17 protein-coding genes are annotated in these 18262 nt (G+C 70.0%); 5 read left to right on the top strand and 12 right to left on the bottom strand.

Features of this window, described 5'->3' with window-relative positions; translation table 11 throughout:
• The first annotated feature begins 79 nt into the window (after positions 1-79).
• Complete coding sequence (locus ACZ7M2_RS12660) at positions 80-982, top strand: SAM-dependent methyltransferase (protein WP_471595185.1); 903 nt, start codon at positions 80-82, stop codon at positions 980-982.
• Between the two features lie 106 nt (positions 983-1088).
• Here the strand turns inward: ACZ7M2_RS12660 and ACZ7M2_RS12655 are convergent, their stop codons facing one another.
• The 3 genes from ACZ7M2_RS12655 to argS form a co-directional block, all read right to left on the bottom strand.
• The gene (locus tag ACZ7M2_RS12655; RefSeq protein WP_471595184.1) at positions 1089-1970 is read right to left on the bottom strand and encodes a DUF4253 domain-containing protein; all 882 of its coding nucleotides are present in this window, start codon (positions 1968-1970) and stop codon (positions 1089-1091) included.
• Between the two features lie 178 nt (positions 1971-2148).
• Entirely contained in the window at positions 2149-2688 is a 540-nt protein-coding gene (locus tag ACZ7M2_RS12650; protein WP_471595183.1) for a lamin tail domain-containing protein, read from the bottom strand.
• Between the two features lie 475 nt (positions 2689-3163).
• A complete protein-coding gene (gene argS, locus ACZ7M2_RS12645) occupies positions 3164-4936 on the bottom strand; it encodes an arginine--tRNA ligase (protein ID WP_471595243.1) in 1773 nt (590 codons plus the stop codon).
• Positions 4937-5082: 146 nt separating this feature from the next.
• On the opposite strand from argS, the gene lysS reads away from it, so the two are divergent.
• On the top strand, positions 5083-6825 hold the full coding sequence (gene lysS, locus ACZ7M2_RS12640; protein ID WP_471595242.1) for a lysine--tRNA ligase: 1743 nt from the start codon (positions 5083-5085) through the stop codon (positions 6823-6825).
• 72 nt (positions 6826-6897) lie between these two features.
• On the opposite strand, the gene ACZ7M2_RS12635 is transcribed toward lysS, so the two are convergent.
• The 3 genes from ACZ7M2_RS12635 to ACZ7M2_RS12625 all read right to left on the bottom strand — a co-directional run bounded on the left by ACZ7M2_RS12635 (position 6898) and on the right by ACZ7M2_RS12625 (position 10292).
• Entirely contained in the window at positions 6898-8226 is a 1329-nt protein-coding gene (locus ACZ7M2_RS12635) for a DUF2637 domain-containing protein (RefSeq protein WP_471595241.1), read from the bottom strand.
• A 203-nt stretch (positions 8227-8429) separates the two neighbouring features.
• A complete protein-coding gene (locus ACZ7M2_RS12630; protein ID WP_471595182.1) occupies positions 8430-9320 on the bottom strand; it encodes a DUF3558 family protein in 891 nt (296 codons plus the stop codon).
• Between the two features lie 147 nt (positions 9321-9467).
• Entirely contained in the window at positions 9468-10292 is an 825-nt protein-coding gene (locus ACZ7M2_RS12625) for a DUF3558 domain-containing protein (protein ID WP_471595181.1), read from the bottom strand.
• Between the two features lie 213 nt (positions 10293-10505).
• Between ACZ7M2_RS12625 and ACZ7M2_RS12620 the strand changes: the two genes are divergently transcribed.
• Positions 10506-11699: an RtcB family protein gene (locus ACZ7M2_RS12620; protein ID WP_471595180.1), complete on the top strand. Its 1194-nt coding sequence runs from the start codon at positions 10506-10508 to the stop codon at positions 11697-11699.
• A 135-nt stretch (positions 11700-11834) separates the two neighbouring features.
• Here the strand turns inward: ACZ7M2_RS12620 and ACZ7M2_RS12615 are convergent, their stop codons facing one another.
• From ACZ7M2_RS12615 to ACZ7M2_RS12595, 5 genes are all read right to left on the bottom strand, one after another.
• On the bottom strand, positions 11835-13085 hold the full coding sequence (locus tag ACZ7M2_RS12615) for a GNAT family N-acetyltransferase (RefSeq protein ID WP_471595179.1): 1251 nt from the start codon (positions 13083-13085) through the stop codon (positions 11835-11837).
• Between the two features lie 41 nt (positions 13086-13126).
• A complete protein-coding gene (locus ACZ7M2_RS12610) occupies positions 13127-13309 on the bottom strand; it encodes a hypothetical protein (RefSeq protein ID WP_471595240.1) in 183 nt (60 codons plus the stop codon).
• A gap of 23 nt (positions 13310-13332) precedes the next feature.
• Positions 13333-14109, bottom strand: a complete 777-nt coding sequence (locus tag ACZ7M2_RS12605) for an SDR family NAD(P)-dependent oxidoreductase (RefSeq protein WP_095853240.1) — start codon at positions 14107-14109, stop codon at positions 13333-13335.
• A 93-nt stretch (positions 14110-14202) separates the two neighbouring features.
• Positions 14203-14541, bottom strand: coding sequence for a YnfA family protein (locus ACZ7M2_RS12600; RefSeq protein WP_471595178.1), 339 nt, complete (start codon positions 14539-14541; stop codon positions 14203-14205).
• A gap of 301 nt (positions 14542-14842) precedes the next feature.
• Positions 14843-15346 carry a winged helix-turn-helix transcriptional regulator gene (locus ACZ7M2_RS12595; protein ID WP_471595239.1) on the bottom strand — a complete coding sequence of 168 codons (504 nt, stop codon included), beginning with the start codon at positions 15344-15346 and terminating at the stop codon, positions 14843-14845.
• Between the two features lie 44 nt (positions 15347-15390).
• Here ACZ7M2_RS12595 and ACZ7M2_RS12590 point away from each other — a divergent pair, with 44 nt between their 5' ends.
• Positions 15391-16275 (top strand): NADP-dependent oxidoreductase, encoded by an 885-nt coding sequence (locus tag ACZ7M2_RS12590; RefSeq protein WP_471595177.1) that lies wholly within the window; start codon positions 15391-15393, stop codon positions 16273-16275.
• 60 nt (positions 16276-16335) lie between these two features.
• On the opposite strand, the gene ACZ7M2_RS12585 is transcribed toward ACZ7M2_RS12590, so the two are convergent.
• Positions 16336-17292: an alpha/beta hydrolase fold domain-containing protein gene (locus ACZ7M2_RS12585; protein WP_471595176.1), complete on the bottom strand. Its 957-nt coding sequence runs from the start codon at positions 17290-17292 to the stop codon at positions 16336-16338.
• Positions 17293-17354: 62 nt separating this feature from the next.
• On the opposite strand from ACZ7M2_RS12585, the gene ACZ7M2_RS12580 reads away from it, so the two are divergent.
• Positions 17355-18251, top strand: a complete 897-nt coding sequence (locus ACZ7M2_RS12580) for a LysR family transcriptional regulator (RefSeq protein WP_471595175.1) — start codon at positions 17355-17357, stop codon at positions 18249-18251.
• Positions 18252-18262 lie beyond the last annotated feature (11 nt).

The raw sequence follows: 18262 nt of genomic DNA, 5'->3' as shown, positions 1-18262 counted from the left end.
AGGAGACGGGCACTATCAAGTCCCCCTAGGAGTTAGGTTGTTGCCCGTTGAATGACGCGACTCTCCAGGGAGAGGCTTTATGCCCGGTGATGCTCTCAGCCAGGACCCCGCCGAGCTGAGAAGGAGGATCGACACCACCAAGGCGCACCCGGCGCGCGTCTACGACGTGTTCCTCGGGGGCAAGGACAACTACCCGGTCGACCGGTCCGCGGCCGCCGCGGCGATCGCGGCCAATCCGCGCGGGTACCTCGATGTCCGGCACAACCGGGACTTCCTGCGCAGGGCGGTCAACACGCTGACCCAGGAAGCGGGTGTCCGCCAGTTCCTGGACATCGGTACCGGCTTGCCGACGCAGGAGAACGTCCACCAGATCGCGCAGCGGATCACTCCGGAGTCGCGGGTCGTGTACGTCGACAACGACCCCGTTGTGCTCGCACACGCGCGTGCGTTGCTCACCAGCGGGCCGGAGGGGCAGACGGACTACATCGACGCGGACCTCGAGGAGCCCGGGCGGATACTCGAAGAGGCCGCGAAGACCCTCGACTTCGAGCAGCCGATCGCGCTCGTGCTGGTGGCGATCCTGCACTTCATCGAGGACGAGGCGGCCTATCCGATCGTGCGTGAGCTCGTGGAGGCGTTGCCTTCGGGCAGCCGGCTCGTGCTCAGCCACCTCACCGAGGACCTCAACGCGGAGAACATCCGGGCGGTTCAGCGGACGTTCACCGAGCGGGGGTTCACGTTCGTGCTGCGCTCCAGGGCCGAGGTGGAGCGGTTCTTCACGGAGAACGGGCTCGAGGTGGAGGAGCCGGGTGTCGTGCCCGTGCACCGCTGGCGGCCCGACGGTGCGGCTCCGCTGCCCGAGAAGGCGGATCCCGCGTACCTTGCCACCCTCGACGAGATCGAGAAGGTCCGCTATCGCGACATCAATGACGTGACGGACGCGGACATCAATGTGTACGCGGTGACGGGCATCAAGCCCTGACTCCCGGGTGCGTTCGCCGCCTGCGGGCGGGTGGGGGCGTGGGGGCGCGGTTCCCCGCGCCCCAAAGACCGGCCGTCCTTCTACGCTTCGGTGGACGAGGGACCGGTCAGTCCCACCAGAAGGACCACACCCGCCTGCCGAGCACCTCGTCCGCCGCGTACGCGCGCAGCGTCTCGCTCTCGCCCTGCGTGATGTTGTCCGGGCAGAAGGCGAAGTGCTCGGCGGCCACCGCCTCGGCCTCGGCCGCCGTCGTGGGCGGGGCCGCCACCGACAGGACCAGCTGGTCGAAGGTGAGGGCCACGACCCGTATGCCGAAGCGGTCCTCCCAGGAGCGCAGGACCGCGCACAGGCGGGCCACGTCGCCCTCGTAGTTCACCGGACCGGACCAGCCGATCGCCGCCGGGATGTCCGCGCTGCGACGCGCCGGGACCAGGGCGAGGCGCGGCTCCTTCAGCCAGGAGCCGCCGCCCGCGAGGGAGTCGGCTACCTCGGTGGCCCGGTCGTCCGCGTCCGCCTCGGGCGCGGTGGCCGGTGCCAGGCCGGGCCACTGCACGCCGTGCGGCGCGATCGTCTCGGTGAACTCCTTCGCCTCTCCGAAGAGTTCGGTGACCGCTTCCTTGCCGGGGTAGTCCGCGTCGGCTTCGAGCTCGTCCTGCGCGTACTCCTCCCAGTACCCCGCCAGTACTTCTTCGGCGTCGTGATCCCCCGGATACGAAGTCTCCTCGGGCATCAACTCCCATTCCTCCGGGCCGCCCTGGCTGCCGCCGACGTCTATGAGGAGCGGGAGCAGGCCGGCCGTGCGCGGGGCAAAACCCAGTGTGGCCCAGTCTCCGGGAGCGGCCGGCGCCTCGGCGTGCCACAGCAACGGCTCGTGCCAGGGGCCCTCGTTTGTCGCGTCGATCAGTTTCCCGGGCGGGAGTTCGAGGCCGAGCGCGCGCCCGCTCGGATCTGCCGCCAGCGAGGGCAGCGGGTTCGGAAGTGTCGCCATGCCGGTGACTTTAGGGCCCGCCACTGACAACGCGCCTCGGGGTCCGCCCACGAGGTCCTGGACGGCCGGGGCACACGTGCGCGGCGTGCCACAGGTGGTTCGTGGCACGCCGCGCGAAGAGGGTCAGGCGCGGGTCGGGGAAGGCGCAGTCCGTGCGCCGGTCCCGACCCGCCAGGGGTCAGCGGTGGCCGTGGCCCGGACCGCGACCGTCGTGCCCGCGACCGTCGTCGCCGTGCCCGCGACCGTCGTCGCCGTGGTGCCTGGCGTCCCAGGAGATGGTGTCGACCACGCGACGGTGGTCGTTGCGGAGCGTGGCGGTGTCCTTGCGGTCGTCCCAGACGAAGTTGCGGCGGTCCTGGTAGACGTCGCGGTAGGTGTCACGGCCGACGCCGGTGTGGACGCGGACGGTGGAGTGTCCGTTCAGGCGCAGGTGGTGGAACGTGTAGACGCGGCCCTGACGGTTGGACAGCGTCCAGTCGTCCAGGTTCACACTCTCGCGCCCGCTGTTGGTGATCTGCACCCACTCCTCGTTCAGCGAGCGGTTGGACCTGGAGCCGTGTCCCGGGGCGTCGTACTGGACCTTGCTGATCTCCACCTGCGAACCGCGCGGCGCGGCTCCGTCGGCTGCCGCCGGCAGGGCTGCTGCCCCCACCAGCGCGGCGGCGGACAGAGCGGCGGCGGCCAGGCGACGGGCCGTGAAGGTCTGCGAAGCGGTCATGGGTGCCCCCTTGGGGTACTGGCGGGCCATGGCGACAGGATCGTGCCGTCGGCCCGCTGTTCGTGCACCCGGCCTGCTGGCCGGACACCGCATAGCTTGCCGACTGAAGTGCTCCGCTACGTCCCGGAATCGGAGGGCGTTGCTGATCAACGACATTGTCGTGATAGTCGCCTGTAGTGTGCACGTTTTGTGAAGGTGTGTCGGGTTGACGCCCCTTCGGGGGGTGTGGCCGCATCAGTACTGGCCTGCGCCACTTCTTCGCCATGCCGCGCCACCCGTCCACGACCTGCGCTGTCACCCGAAAGTGAGTAACAGTCCAGGGCGGGCAGGGGTACCCGCTCGGGTGATCGTGCGTACGCGCGTCCGGGTGCGGAAACGCCTGATCCCGCAGGCGCGTCAGCGGCCTACGGGATCAGGTTCTACGGGATCGGGCGCTATCGGGCCGGACACGCCGGGCCGGGCGCCCTGCGGGAGATCAGAGACGCTCGGGCGTCCTGATGCCCAGCAGGGCCATGCCCTGGTGGAGCGTGCGGGCGGTGAGGTCGCACAGGAAGAGGCGGCTCTCCGCGACCTCCTGTGCGGGAGCCGGCTTGATGACCGGGCACTGGTCGTAGAACGTCGTGTAGAGCGACGCCAGCTGGTACAGGTACGCCGCCAGCTTGTGCGGGGCGTACTCGCCGGCGGCCTCGTCCAGCGTCTCCCCGAACCGGTCCAGGTGCAGACCCAACGCCCGCTCCGCCGGGGCCAGTTCGAGCTCCGGGTGGGCCAGCGGCGTACGGTCGCCGGCCTTGCCGAAGATCGACCGGATACGGGCGTACGCGTACTGGAGGTACACGGACGTGTCGCCGTTCAGCGAGACCATCTGGTCCAGGTCGAACTTGTAGTCCCGGACGGCGGAGGTGGAGAGGTCCGCGTACTTCACGGCGCCGACACCGACGTACCGGCCGTTCTCCTCGATCTCCTGCTCGCTCAGGCCCACCTTCTCGGCCTTCTCCCGCACGACGGCGGTGGCCCGCTCGATCGCCTCGTCCAGGAGATCCACCAGCCGGACCGTCTCGCCCTCACGCGTCTTGAACGGCTTGCCGTCCTTGCCCAGCACCGTGCCGAAGGCCAGCTGCTGCGCCTGCACGTCGTCGCCCAGCCAGCCCGCCCTGCGCGCGGTCTCGAAGACCATCTTGAAGTGCAGGGACTGACGGGCGTCGACCACGTAGACGAGGGTGTTCGCCTTGAGGTTGAAGACACGGTCCCTGATCGCCGAGAGGTCGGTCGCCGCGTAGCCGTACCCGCCGTCCGACTTCTTCACGATCAGCGGGACCGGGTTGCCGTCCGGGCCCTTCACATCGTCGAAGAACACACAGAGCGCGCCGTCGGACCGGACCGCCACGCCCGACTCCTCCAGGAGGTGGCAGGTCTCGTCCAGCATGTCGTTGTAGCCCGACTCGCCGACCACGTCCGGGTCCCGGATCTCCATGTCCAGCTTGTCGAAGACCGAGTAGAAGTAGATTTTCGACTCGTCCACGAACTTCTGCCACATGGCGAGGGTCTCGGGCTCGCCCGCCTGGAGGTCGACCACCCGGCGCCGCGCCCGCGTCTTGAACTCCTCGTCGGAGTCGAAGAGCGTCCGCGCCGCCTTGTAGAGCCGGTTCAGGTTCGACATGGCCTCCTCGCCGGAGACCTCCGCCGCACCCTTGTGGTCCAGCTCGTGCGGGTGCTCGATCAGGTACTGGATGAGCATGCCGAACTGGGTGCCCCAGTCGCCGATGTGATGGCGCCGGACCACGCTCTCGCCGGTGAACTCCAGGATCTGGACCACCGCGTCGCCGATGACCGCCGAACGCAGGTGACCGACGTGCATCTCCTTCGCCACGTTCGGCTGCGCGTAGTCGATGACCGTGGTGCCCGGGTTCTCGGCCGGCGGCACACCGAGGCGCTCGCCGTCCTCGTACCGCGCGGCCAGGTTCTCGGTGATGGCCTTGTCGGTGATCGTGATGTTCAGGAACCCGGGCCCGGAGACCTCGATGTCCTTGATCACGTCACCCGACTCGACCCGCGCCACGACCTGCGTCGCCAGCTCTCTCGGGTTCGCCTTCGCCTTCTTCGCGAGGGCCAGGATCCCGTTGGCCTGGAAGTCGGCCCGGTCGCTTCGTCGCAGCAGCGGGTCCGCGGAACCGGCCTCCGGCAGGGCTGCCGAGAGGGCGTCCGCGAGGCGCTGGTGGACGGAGGCGGTGAGGGACGTGACCGAGGCCATGGAGTGGCTGCCGTTCTGCTCGGGTTCCAGGAGTTTCTGAGTACAGGAAAGCCAGTATCCCATGCGGTGAAAAGCCGTTTTCGCGGTTCACGCCCGAGCTGGGAGAATGGTGGCGTCAGCCGTACTGGCGTATGAGAAAGAAGGACGTGCCGATCGTGGCTCAGAGCACCGAGACCACCGACTGGGTCTCCCGTTTCGCGGATGAGGTCATCGAGGAATCGGAGCGTCGGGCCCCGGGCAAACCTGTGGTCGTCGCGTCCGGCCTCTCCCCCTCAGGCCCGATCCACCTCGGCAACCTCCGCGAGGTCATGACCCCGCACCTGGTCGCCGACGAGATCCGCCGCCGCGGGCACACCGTGCGCCACCTGCTCTCCTGGGACGACTACGACCGCTACCGCAAGGTCCCGGCCGGCGTCCCCGGCATCGACGAGTCCTGGGCCGAGCACATCGGCAAGCCGCTGACCTCCGTCCCGGCCCCGAAGGGCTCGGAGCACCCGAACTGGGCCGAGCACTTCAAGGCCGTCATGGTCGAGGCGCTGGCCGAGCTCGGCGTCGAGTACGACGGGATCAGCCAGACCGAGCAGTACACCTCCGGTGTCTACCGCGACCAGGTGCTGTTCGCGATGAAGCACCGCGGTGACATCGACGCGATCCTCGACCAGTACCGGACCAAGAAGGGCCCCGCGAAGAAGCAGCAGGGCCAGAAGCCGGTCGACGAGGCCGAGCTCGAAGCCGCCGAAGGCTCCGGCGCCGCCGCCGAGGACGACGGCAGCTCGGCCGCCGGGTACTACCCGTACAAGCCCTACTGCGGCCGGTGCGAGAAGGACCTCACCACCGTCACCTCGTACGACGACGAGACCACCGAGCTGGCCTACACCTGCTCCGCCTGCGGCTTCTCCGAGACCGTCCGGCTGAACGAGTTCAACCGCGGCAAGCTGGTCTGGAAGGTCGACTGGCCCATGCGCTGGGCCTACGAGGGCGTCATCTTCGAACCGAGCGGGGTCGACCACTCCTCTCCGGGGTCCTCCTTCCAGGTGGGCGGCCAGATCGTGGGCATCTTCGGCGGCAAGCAGCCGATCGGTCCCATGTACGCGTTCGTCGGCATCTCCGGCATGGCCAAGATGTCCAGCAGCAAGGGCGGGGTGCCCACCCCGGCCGACGCGCTCCAGATCATGGAACCGCAGCTGCTGCGCTGGCTGTACGCCCGCCGCCGTCCCAACCAGTCGTTCAAGATCGCCTTCGACCAGGAGATCCAGCGGCTGTACGACGAGTGGGACAAGCTCGCGGGCAAGGTCGCCGACGGCTCGGTCCTCCCGGCCGACGCCGCCGCGTACGCGCGCGCGGTCGGCACCGCCGTCGGAGAGCTGCCCAGGACCCCCCGCCCGATGCCGTACCGCACCCTTGCTTCTGTCGCCGACATCACCGCCGGCGCCGAGGACCAGACCCTGCGGATCCTGAGCGAGCTCGACCCCGAGAACCCGCTCGCCTCCCTGGACGAGGCCCGGCCCCGGCTCGACAAGGCCGAGACCTGGATCAACACCCAGGTGCCGGCCGAGGAGCGCACCGTCGTGCGCGACGAGCCCGACGTCGAACTGCTCAAGTCGCTCGACGACCAGGGCCGCGAGTCGCTGCGGCTGCTCCTCGACGGACTGGAGCAGAACTGGTCCCTGGACGGCCTGACCCACCTCGTCTACGGCGTCCCCAAGGTCCAGGCAGGCTTCCCCGCCGACGCGACCGCCAAGGAGCTCCCGCCGGAGATCAAGGTCGCCCAGCGCACGTTCTTCGCGCTGCTGTACCACCTGCTGGTCGGGCGTGACACCGGTCCGCGCCTGCCCACGCTGCTGCTCGCGGTCGGACAGGACCGGGTGCGCAAGCTGCTCGGCGCGTAGGGCCCGCGGCGGTACGAGGAAGGGGGCGCCCGGTGAACACTGGGCGCCCCCTTCTCGTGCACGCTGACGTGCCTACGCGATGTGGTCTTCCTGGAGTTCCGCGGTGTGGCGGTTGGTGAAGCGGTTGACCATGCGGTCGGCCTCGCGCTGCGGGAGCGTGGTGCCGTACGTCGCCTCCACGTCGCCCCTGAACTGGCCCGAGGTCGGATAGCTGCCGTCTATCGACTTCTTGAAGACCAGGTAGTAGTCCTCCTCGGTCGGCTCCGAGCCGCCGCCCGCGCCCAGCTCACGGGTACGGCCCGGGCCGGACGGGATCGGGAAGGTACCGGTGTCCTCCGGAGAGGGCTCCGGGGCGGGGGCGGGCTGCTCCTCGTACCGCTGCTGCGGGAACGTCTGCTGCTCGAACCGCTGCTGTTCTTCGAACTGCTGCCGAGCCCGGAACCGCTGCTGCTCCTCGAACTGCTCGGCCTGCTGCTGCTCCTCGTACCACTGCCGGTACGCGACATCCGGGTCGTACGTCGGGTCGTAGCCGCCCTGATACGCGATGGACTGGGGGTCCCGCGCCTGAAGCCACTGGCTCTGCGGCTCGGCGTAGTCCTCCGGCTGCTCGGGGGGCTCGTTCGCCTCGGCGGCGGGAAGCTGTTCCCGGACGGGCGCCGCGTTGCTCTGTACGACGGATGCCGTCGGTTCCGGCTCGCGCGCCGCCTCCAACTGCGGTGCGGGGGGCAGCAGCGCCGGATCGATGCCCGCGGCCGCCAGGCCGGAGGGGGCGGTCTCGGCGAGCGGCACGCCGTAGCGGGCCAGGCGCAGGGGCATCAACGACTCCACCGGGGCCTTGCGGCGCCAGGCGCGGCCGAAGCGGGAGTGGAGGCGGGCCTGGTAGACGAGACGGTCCTGCTCCAGCTTGATGACCTGCTCGTAGGAGCGCAGCTCCCACAGCTTCATCCGGCGCCACAGGAGGAAGGTCGGGACCGGAGAGAGCAGCCAGCGGGTGAGGCGGACGCCCTCCATGTGCTTGTCGGCGGTGATGTCCGCGATCCGGCCGATCGCGTGCCGGGCCGCCTCGACGGAGACCACGAACAGGACCGGGATGACGGCGTGCATACCGACGCCCAGCGGGTCGGGCCAGGCCGCCGCGCCGTTGAAGGCGATCGTCGCGACCGTCAGCAGCCACGCCGTCTGGCGCAGCAGCGGGAAGGGGATGCGGATCCAGGTCAGCAGGAGGTCCAGGGCGAGCAGGACGCAGATGCCCGCGTCGATGCCTATCGGGAAGACGTACGCGAAGTTCCCGAAGCCCTTCTTGAGGGCCAGCTCGCGCACGGCCGCGTACGAACCGGCGAAGCCGATACCCGCGATGACGAGCGCACCGGCGACGACCACACCGATGAGAATCCGGTGCATTCGTGTGAGCTGGATTGGCGCGGCCACCTGTACTCCCCTCTCCTTGCGTGTTGTTGCGCGCAACAGGGTGGCACATGTGTACGGCGCACGGGTGGCCGGTATGGCAGGAGCCCGGCCCGCGAGGTGGCCGGGCTCCGTCAAATGCCCTGCTGGGCAGTCGAGTTGCGCGCCGACGCCCGTTGAATGTCCGTACTTCTCGAATGTCAGTTCTTCTTGGTGGCCGACGCCGAGGGCTTGGAGCTGGCCGACGCCGACGGGGAAGCCGACTTCGAGGGGCTCGCGGACTTGGAGGGGGAGGCCGACTGCGACGGGGCGGTGGTCGCCCGGCTGCCGTCCTGGTTCGTGGAGGCCACCGCGGCCACCGCCTCCTTGGCGGCCTTCTCCGCGGCCTTCGTCAGGTCGTCCGCGCTGGGGGCCTTGTCGCCGGCGAGACCGGCGCCGTTGTAGTCGAGCGTGATGACGACGTTCTCGACGCGCGTCACGACCGTCTGCTGCTTGAAGGAGCCTTCCTTCTTCTTCAGGCCGTAGCGCACCGCCGTCGACGCGTCGCCGATCCCGGAGACCGGCTCCGACCGGGCGCCCGTCGCGCCGGTCACCGTCTGCGCGTCCTTGACCTGCTTGTCGTAGTAGGCCTGCGCGAGCTGGTTGCCCTCACCGCGGGTCGCGTCCGAGTCGAAGCGCAGCAGGGAGACGTTCAGCCAGCGGAACTGGGAACCCTTGACGCCCTTGTTGTCGAGGCTGTTCCAGGAGCAGCTGCTGCGATCCTTCGCGTCGTCCGACTTGCCCGACTTGGCGGACTTCAGGCCCTTCGGTACGAGTTCACCCAGCGTCTTCTTCGAGAACACCGAGCAAGGGGACGGCAGCGTCGCGTACGCGGCCGGCTTGACGGCGTCCGCGGAACTGCTCGGGGACGCGGACGAGGCCGCGGCCGTGCCCTTCTGGGCGGCGTTGTCGGCGCTCGAACCCGATCCCGAGCCGGAGCCGGAGTCCGAGGAACAACCGGCGGCGGCGAGCACCACCGGGACGGCGGCTGCGCTGACAAGGATGCGGGTGAGTCGCGGGGCTCGGCCTACTCGCTGTGCTGGTCGGTGCATGGTTCCTTCACTCGTGGCGCTCGTGGTGCGACCGCACGTGGCTGGTGCGGCCGGTCGGGTCCGAGGGGCCACGGTACGCGGTGAGGCAGCCATGCGTTTCCTGTTCGAGGGGTTGGCACGGGGTGCCCCCGCGCCCCGGCGGACCCGCTAGCCGTTGAACCGGTCGACCAGCTTCTGTGCCAGATTCCGGGCCTTGTCCTGCATTTCTTCGCTGTCCGGGGTGCCTGTGGAAGCGGTCGGCTGCTCGGCGTACTCGATCCTCACGATCACGTTGGACGTGCGGAACACCACAGTCACGGTGCGCTGCTGAGCCGTCGCGGAGCCGGGGTTGAGTTTGTCGTCGAGGAACGCCTCGTCGCCCAGACTGCTGAGTTTGCGGGGCTGGAGGTCGGCGGGGGTCTCGCTCGGGCCGGCCGAGGTCGAGGCGGAGGCGGAGGAGGTCGAGGAGGCGGACGTGGAGGAGGTCGCCGAGGGGGTGGCGGTGGCGGAAGCGGTGTCGGACGGCGTGGCCGAAGCGGAGGCCTCGGGGAGGTTCGCCGCGGTCTCCTCGGTCGCGTAGATGTCCTGGGCGCGGGATTCGTCGCTCACCGCGTTGTCGTACGAGACCACGCGCTCGAAGTCGACGCCGAGATGGTCGGTGGCGTCCGTGGACTCCACCTTCCAGCCGCAGCCGACGCGGCGGTCGGTGTCGTAGGTGAGGGTGGCCTGGCCCTCGTACGCCGTGTCGCGCTGGTCCTGGTCGGTGATCTGCTTGATGCCGGGCAGCAGGGAGTCCAGGCTGTCGTGGCTCACCGCGGCGCAGGCCTCCGGGAGCGTGCGGTACTTGCCCGGCTGGGCGGCCGGGGTGTTCACGCTGACGTCGCCCGGCTTGGGGTCGGCCGCCGTGCCGTTGCTTGCCGAACCTCCGGTGCAGCCGGCCAGCAGAGCCGCGAGGAGCGCGGCGATGCCGGGAACGTACGCCTTCCGCTGCACGGTCGGGCTCCTCTCGACGGCTCCCGGAGCCTGTGGCCGGGATGCTCTGTGGTGCTGTCCTGTGGTTATTGGGTTGCCGCACGGGGGCGGCCCCTGGAGACAATGTGTATCGCACGCACAGCCGTGGACGCCGGTCCGTTGTCCCATACGTCGACCTTGGCGCGGGTTTTGCGTTCTATGACTTTTGTCGTTTGTCGGGGGAATGAGGATGTTATGTCGTACGTAGAGATATCGGGCGCGAAGGTGCCCATCCGCATGTGGACGGACCCGGCGTCGGTCGAGGACGTGGCCCTGCGCCAGCTCCAGAACGTGGCCACGCTCCCGTGGATCAAGGGGCTCGCCGTCATGCCGGACGTCCACTACGGCAAGGGCGCGACGGTCGGCTCGGTCATCGCCATGCGCGACGCGGTGTGTCCGGCGGCGGTGGGGGTCGATATCGGCTGCGGGATGTCCGCGGTCAAGACGTCGCTCACGGCCAATGATCTGCCGGGGGATCTTTCGCGGCTTCGGTCGAAGATCGAGGAGGCGATTCCGGTGGGACGGGGGATGCATGACTCCCCGGTCGAGCCGGGCGGCTTCCATGGGCTGGCGACGAGTGGGTGGGACGACTTCTGGGGGCGGTTCGACGGGGTTGCGGAGGCGGTCAAGTTCCGTGAGGAGCGTGCCACCAAGCAGATGGGCACGCTAGGCGGGGGCAACCACTTCATTGAAATCTGTACGGACACGACCGGTGCCGTCTGGCTGATGCTGCACTCCGGGTCGCGCAACATCGGCAAGGAGCTGGCCGAGTACCACATCGGCGTCGCCCAGAAGCTCCCGCACAACCAGGGGCTGGTCGACCGTGACCTTGCGGTCTTCGTGGCGGACACTCCGCAGATGGCGGCGTACCGCAACGACCTGTTCTGGGCGCAGGAGTACGCGAAGTACAACCGCACCCTGATGATGGCGCTCCTGAAGGACGTGATCCGCAAGGAGTTCAAGAAGGCGAAGCCGATCTTCGAGCCGGAGGTCAGCTGCCACCACAATTACGTCAACATCGAGCGCTACGAGGGTATGGACCTGCTCGTCACGCGCAAGGGGGCCATCAGCGCCCGGGCCGGGGAATTCGGCATCATTCCGGGTTCGATGGGGACAGGCTCGTACATCGTGAAGGGTCTCGGGAACGAGAAGGCATTCAACTCGGCCTCCCATGGCGCGGGCCGGCGGATGAGCCGCAACGCGGCGAAGCGTCGGTTCTCGACGCGGGACCTGGAGGAGCAGACGCAGGGCGTCGAGTGCCGTAAGGACTCCGGCATCGTGGACGAGATCCCGGGCGCGTACAAGCCGATCGAGCAGGTCATCGAGCAGCAGCGCGACCTCGTGGAGGTCGTGGCGAAGCTGAAGCAGGTCGTCTGCGTCAAGGGCTGACGCGCGGAGGTGGAGGCAGCCGGAAAGGAGGCCCCGGACACGTCGGTCTGTCCGGGGCTTCTGCTTGGTTCATGGCTGCTGTCAGGCGTGTTCGAGTGCGCCCTGTGGGTGATCTGTGCGGTTCACCCTTGTGAGTCAGCGGAGGTGCTTCTCCAGGAGGGTCACCGCGTACGGGGTGCCCAGGCCGCCGTCCTTGGCGGTCTGTTCGCCCACGACCGTGTAGCCCGCCGCTTGGTAATACTCCCGCAGGCGGGGGTTGGTGGAGAGGCAGTCCAGGCGGCAGAGGGTGCGGCCGGAGGCGGCGATGCGGCGTTCCGCTTCCGCGAGCAGGTGGCGGCCGGTGCCGGGCGGGGCCACGCGGCGGTCGGTCATCAGGCGGTGGATGTAGGCGGCGGTGGGGGGTTGGGGACCCCAGGCGGCCGGGTCGTCCCACCAGAGTTCCCAGGCGCCCGCCACCTGGTCGTTCAGGAGGGACAGCCAGACTTCGCCCTCCGTCAGGCGGGTGCGGAAGTGGGGTTCGGTGAGTTGGCCGGGCTTCCACTGGTCGATGCCGTGGGTGATCTGCCAGTGGGCCGCTTCGTCCCGGAGGCGGACCAGGGTGGGGATGTCGGTCTCGGTCGCGCGGCGGAAGGTGAGGGGAGAGGCCGGTTCGAGGAGGGTCGCGCGGAGGGCCGAGATGAAGGCCGTGTCCAGGCCCAGGGTCTCCGTGACATACGACTGGACCGAGCCGTAGCGGGAGTTCATCGTCGCCAGGAACCGGGTCATGATCTCGGCGGGGGCCGTGCCGTAGGCCGGCCACAGCAGTTCACGGTCGGGGTTGTCGGTGCGCCAGTCCGCCACCAGGAGGGGCGTGGCCCGTTCCGTGAGGGTGAAGTCCTCGACGATCGTCTGGTCCGGGACGCCCAGGAGGGACAGGACCAGGGCCGCCACCAGGCCCGTGCGGTCCTTGCCCGAGGCGCAGTGGAAGGCGAGGGGCGTGTCCGACTCGGCCGCCCGCGCGATCAGTTGCAGCGTCTCGCGGATTTCCTTCGTGCCGTCCTCGGCGACCTCCGCGAAGCGCTCGGCCAGATACGGGCCGGGAGCCACCTCCGGCCCCAACGCCGCCTGGTCGTACGGGCGGTGCTCGATGCTCTGGTTGTGGTACGTGAGGGAGGGGTGCTCGGGGACGCGGCCCTTCGACTCGATCTCCCAGGGGTAGCGGAGGTCCACGACCGTGCGGACACCGAGGGAGAGGAAGAGCTCCCAGTCCGCCGTCCCGGGGGTCAGTCTGCCGAGCGAGTCCGCGCGGTACAGGCGGGACCGGCGGACCGTTCGGCCGTCCTCGGTCGCGTATCCCCCGAGGTCGCGGAAGTTGCGCAGACGCGCGAAAGGTATGTGTCGGTTCACGACCAGGGACCCTACGCGTCACGACCAGCGACCCCGGGTGGCTACTTCGCGTGCGTCACCGCGTAGATCATCACGAACGCCACGATGTGGATGCCGAAGAGGAAGTACGCGAGGTACCACCAGACATAACGCTGGTTCTTCTTCTCCGCGGCGAGGTGGCGGCGCTCCGCGGAGGGCGCGTCCGACGTCTCGTCCGGCGCCTCGATCGGCGCCTCGATCGGCATCCCGTCCGGCATCCCGTGCGGCATCAGAGTTCCCGGTGGACCTTGGTGTTCGACGCCTGGGCGCGGGGGCGGACGACGAGGAGGTCGATGTTGACGTGGCTGGGGCGGGTGACGGCCCAGGTGATGGTGTCGGCGACGTCGTCGGCGGTCAGTGGCTCGGCCACACCCGCGTAGACCTTGGCCGCCTTCTCCGTGTCGCCGCCGAAGCGGGTCAGCGCGAACTCGTCCGTCTTGACCATGCCGGGCGCGACCTCGATGACCCGGACCGGCGTTCCGACGATCTCCAGGCGGAGGGTCTCGGCGAGGACGTGTTCGGCGTGCTTGGCGGCGACATAGCCCGCGCCGCCCTCGTACGTGCCGTGCCCCGCCGTCGACGACAGCACGACGACCGTGCCGTCGCCGCTCGCGGTGAGCGCCGGGAGCAGGGCCTGGGTGATGTTCAGTGTGCCGATGACGTTCGTCTCGTACATCTGGCGCCACTCGGCCGGGTCGCCGGTCGCGACCGGGTCGGCGCCCAGCGCGCCGCCCGCGTTGTTGACCAGGACACCGATGGTCTTGAAGGCGCCGGCGAACTCGTCGACCGCGGCGCGGTCCGTGACGTCCAGCGCGTACGCGGTCGCCTGGTGGCCCGTGGCGTTGATCTCCTCGGCCAGCGCCTCGATGCGGTCCTTGCGGCGGGCGGTCAGCACGACGCGGTAGCCGGCCGCGGCCAGCTGCCGGGCCGTCGCCGCGCCGATGCCGCTGCTCGCGCCGGTGACGACGGCGATACGGGAGGAGGCGGAGGGCACGGCGGACGTCATGGGCTGCTCCTAGGACGTGACTAACTGGCTGTACGTGGTGTGGTCGGTCCTCGTCAGGATAGGCAGGCGGTCGGCGTCCGCGAGGTCGCGGGCTCAGTTGCCGCCGCGCGGCGCGTACATGATCACGGCCATTCCGGCGAGGCAGATGAGGGCGCCGGTCACGTCCCAGCGGTCGGGGCGGTAGCCGTCCGCGACCATGCCCCAGAGGAGGGAGCCGGCCACGAACACTCCGCCGTACGCGGCGAGGACGCGGCCGAACTCGGCGTCCGGCTGGAGTGTCGCCACGAAGCCGTAGACGCCGAGCGCCATGACGCCCGCGCCGATCCAGAGCCAGCCGCGGTGCTCGCGCACGCCTTGCCAGACCAGCCAGGCGCCGCCGATCTCGAAGAGCGCGGCGATGACGAAGAGGGCGACGGAGCGGACGATCAGCATGCCGCCACTCTCGCACGGGCCCCATCCGCCGCTCCCGTCACCTGATGGACGGCGCCTGTCGACGGTCTGGAGTGGCATACAACGGGTGATCACGTGAGCGTGAGCGTGTGCGGGCCCCGAGCGACGGAAGCGACGTCCTACGGATGATCGGCGGGTGCGGGGGTGGCCCTGACGCTGGGCGGCGGCTGGTACGCGCTCTTCGACGAGTTGGCGGACGACGAACTGGCCCTGATCATCGCAGATGCGTCGCACGGTGGACCTGAGCGCGCGGCGGATCGCCCGCCTGCGGGACGGGGACCTTTCAGGAGGCCGACGAGGACCGTCCGGAGCCCGCAGAGCCCGCGGAGTCTTCGGACGAGGCGTCGCCGTCGTAACGCTCCCGCGCCTCGTTGACCTCCTCGATGTGCAGTTCCGCCCAGTCCTTCACGGCGGAGAGCAGTCCGGCGAGGCTGGTGCCCAGAGGGGTCAGTGCGTAGTCGACGCGGACGGGTACGGACGGTGTCACCGTGCGGACCAGGATGCCGTCGCGCTCCAGTGACCGCAGCGTCTGCGTCAGCATCTTGGGGCTGATCCCCGCGAGCTTGCGGCCCAGGTCGCTGTAGCGCATCGACGCCTCGTCCGCCTGGGCGAGCGCGCTGACGACCAGGCTGACCCACTTGTCGCTGATGCGGTCGAGGAGCTGGTTGGTGGGGCAGCTGCGGATGAACGCGTCGTACTCGATCCGCGCCTGCGCGCGCCGCTGCGCCGCGGTCGTGGTCTTAACTCTTCCTAGGGTTGTTGCAACGGGAGAAAAACCCGGATGAATCAGGTGATTCGACGCGCCAGGCGTAGGAAACAGGGAGAGCTGACATGCGGGCAGTGGTCGTGACGGAGTTCGGTGGGCCGGAAGCGGTGGAGATCGCGGAGGTCGAGGTGCCGGAGCCGGGTGCCCGGCAGATACGGATCAAGGTGGCGGCCGCCGCGCTCAATCCGGTCGACGCCGGGGTGCGCGCGGGCGGCTTCGGGGGCGCGGGGCGGCGGCTCGGACTGGGCTGGGACGTGGCCGGGACGGTGGACGCGGTGGGCGCGGACGCGGGGTGGAGGGTCGGCGACGAGGTGGTGGCGCTGTCGTACGGGGCGGTCAAGTCCCTCGGCACACACGCCGATCACGTGGTCGTGGACGCGGACGCGGTGGCCGGGGCGCCGAGCTCGGTGGACGCCGTTCACGCGGCCACCCTGCCCCTGAACGCCCTCACCGCGGACCGGGCCCTGGACCTGCTGGCCCTGGCGCCCGGGCAGAGCCTGGCGGTGACGGGTGCGGCGGGGGCGGTCGGCGGGTACGCCGTCCAACTCGCCGCCCACCGAGGTCTCGTGGTGACGGGGGTGGCCCGCGAGGGCGACGAGGAGCTCGTACGGTCGCTGGGGGCGGCCCACTTCGCGCCGGGCGGCGTGGAGGGCGTGGACGGGGTGCTGGACGCGGCGATTCTCGGCGCGGCGGCGTTGGAGTGGGTGCGGGACGGCGGGGTGTTCGTGGGCGTCATCCCGGGGGCGCATCCGGCGTCCGTACGGGGGGTGCGGACGGACGCGGTGGAGGTGGGCGCCGACGGGGCGCGCCTCGCGGAGCTGGTGGCGCTCGTCGACGAGGGGGTGCTCACGACCCGGGTCGCCGACACGTACGGGCTGGAGGAGGCGGGGAAGGCCCACGCGCGGCTGGCCGAGGGCGGGCTGCGGGGGCGGCTGGTCCTGATCCCCTGAGTCCGCGGGGTGCCCGAAGGGGCCATGGGGTGATCTCGAAGTCCTGGGCGCTTCCGCCCGTCACCCGTTCGGCTCAACGCTGGCGGGGTGATGCCGAGCTGTCGTCCGTGCCCGGGGCGGGAGGGTGAATGCCGCGTGCAGGAACTCGGTCACCCGCCTGACCGCGGCCTCGCCTTCGTCGAGCATCGCGGCGAAAGCCTGGAACAGGTGCGGGACGCCCGGGGTGACCTCGAGTGTGACCGGGACGTCGTCCGCGGCCGCGCGCGCCGCGAGCCTGACCGCGTCGTCGAGCAGCAACTCGTTCGACCCGGCTTGGATCAGCAGCGGCGGCAGGCCACGCAGGTTCGCGAACACCGGGCTGATCAGCGGATCCGCGGGGTCCGCGGCACCTGTGTAGTCCTTGGCCCGGACCGCGATGGCCTCGGGGGTGAACGACGGGTCGACCGCGATCCTGGTCGTCATGCTCGCGCCGCTCAGCGTCAGGTCCGCGTACGGCGAGAAGAGCACGCCGGCGGCCGGCATCGGCAGGTTCTGCTCACGCGCACGCAGCAGCAGGGCCCCGGCGAGGCCGGCACCGGCCGACTCACCGACCACGGCGATCCGCGCCGGGTCGCCGCTTCCGGTCTCGCCGAGCAGGGCGCGGTAGGCGGCCAGGGCGTCGTCCGGCGCGGCCGGGAACGGGTGCTCGGGCGCCAGCCGGTAGTCGACCAGGATCACCCTCGTCCGGATCCGGCGGGCGACGTTCGAGGCCAGACCTGCCGAGGTGCGTGCCGAACCGAACACATAGAAGCCGCCGTGGAACCACAACAGCGTGCCTTCCGGGTTGACGCCGTCGATGCCGATCTCCAGGACGGGGACCCCGCCCAGTCTGCCGGGGGTGAGCACCACGTCCTCGGGCAGCGGCCGGGAGGTGAGCATCCGGGTGAAGATCTCGCGCTGCTGTACATGGTCGCCGCCGATGTCGAGCGGGCCGTTGCGGAAGAGGGTGTCGAGCGCTTCGCGCTGTTCTTTGCTCATGCCCTCAGCGTTCTGCATCCGGGGACTATGCGGCAATGCCATATGTTGCATACCGTGTATGCGTGCCGCGTATAGATTCGGTGGACCTGAACCTGCTGGCGCCGCTGCACGCGCTGCTCGAGGAGCGGCACGTCTCCCGCGCGGCGGACCGGCTGCACATGAGCCAGCCCTCGATGAGCCGGGCTCTCCAGCGCCTGCGTGCCACCCTCGGCGACGAACTGCTCGTGCGCGGGCCGGGCGGATACCGGCTCACCCCGCGTGCCGAGCGGATCCAGGCCGAACTGGAGCACGCGCTGCCAAGACTCGAACACGTCTTCTCCGGCGAGGCGTTCGACCCTGCGACAGCGGCACGTTCGTTCCGCCTGGCCGGAACCGACTACACGGTCTCCGTACTCAGCGGGGCGCTGCTCGCCCGGGTGTTCGAGCAATCGCCGGGCTCGACCGTGCTCTTCTCGCGCTGGCACCATGCCGTTTTCAACGACGCGGAGCACGGCATGGTGGACCTGCTCGTCCACGGCGGTTCGGCTCCGCCGCCGCTGCGCTCACAGGTGCTGTTCGAGGAGGACTACGCCTGCCTGGTCTCCAGCCGGCACCCGCTCGCACAACGCCCCGCCATGTCGCTGCGGGACTATCTGGAGTGCGCGCACATCGTGGTGGACGTCGCTGACGGACGGCAGGGGCACGTCGACCGGTGTCTCGAACTGCTGGGCAGCCCGAGGCGGGCGAGCGTGACCGTGCCCTACCACGCGGCGGCGGCCGCCGCGGTGCCGGGAACCTCGCTGATGGCCACTCTGCCGAGGCGCTTCGCGATCCGGCACGCGTCGCCAGGGACCACCACCGTCATCCCGGCACCGAGCGAGATCGGCCCGATCAGCTGTGCGATGTCCTGGCATCCCCGCCTGGACGACGACGCCGCGCAACGCTGGCTCCGCGACACGATCACCACCACCACTCGGTGATGCCGCCGGGC

It is taken from the genome of Streptomyces sp. NPDC111507 (genome assembly GCF_055638955.1).
The sequence above is the reverse complement of the archived record's forward strand: the minus strand, read 5'-3'. Positions and strand labels throughout refer to the sequence as shown.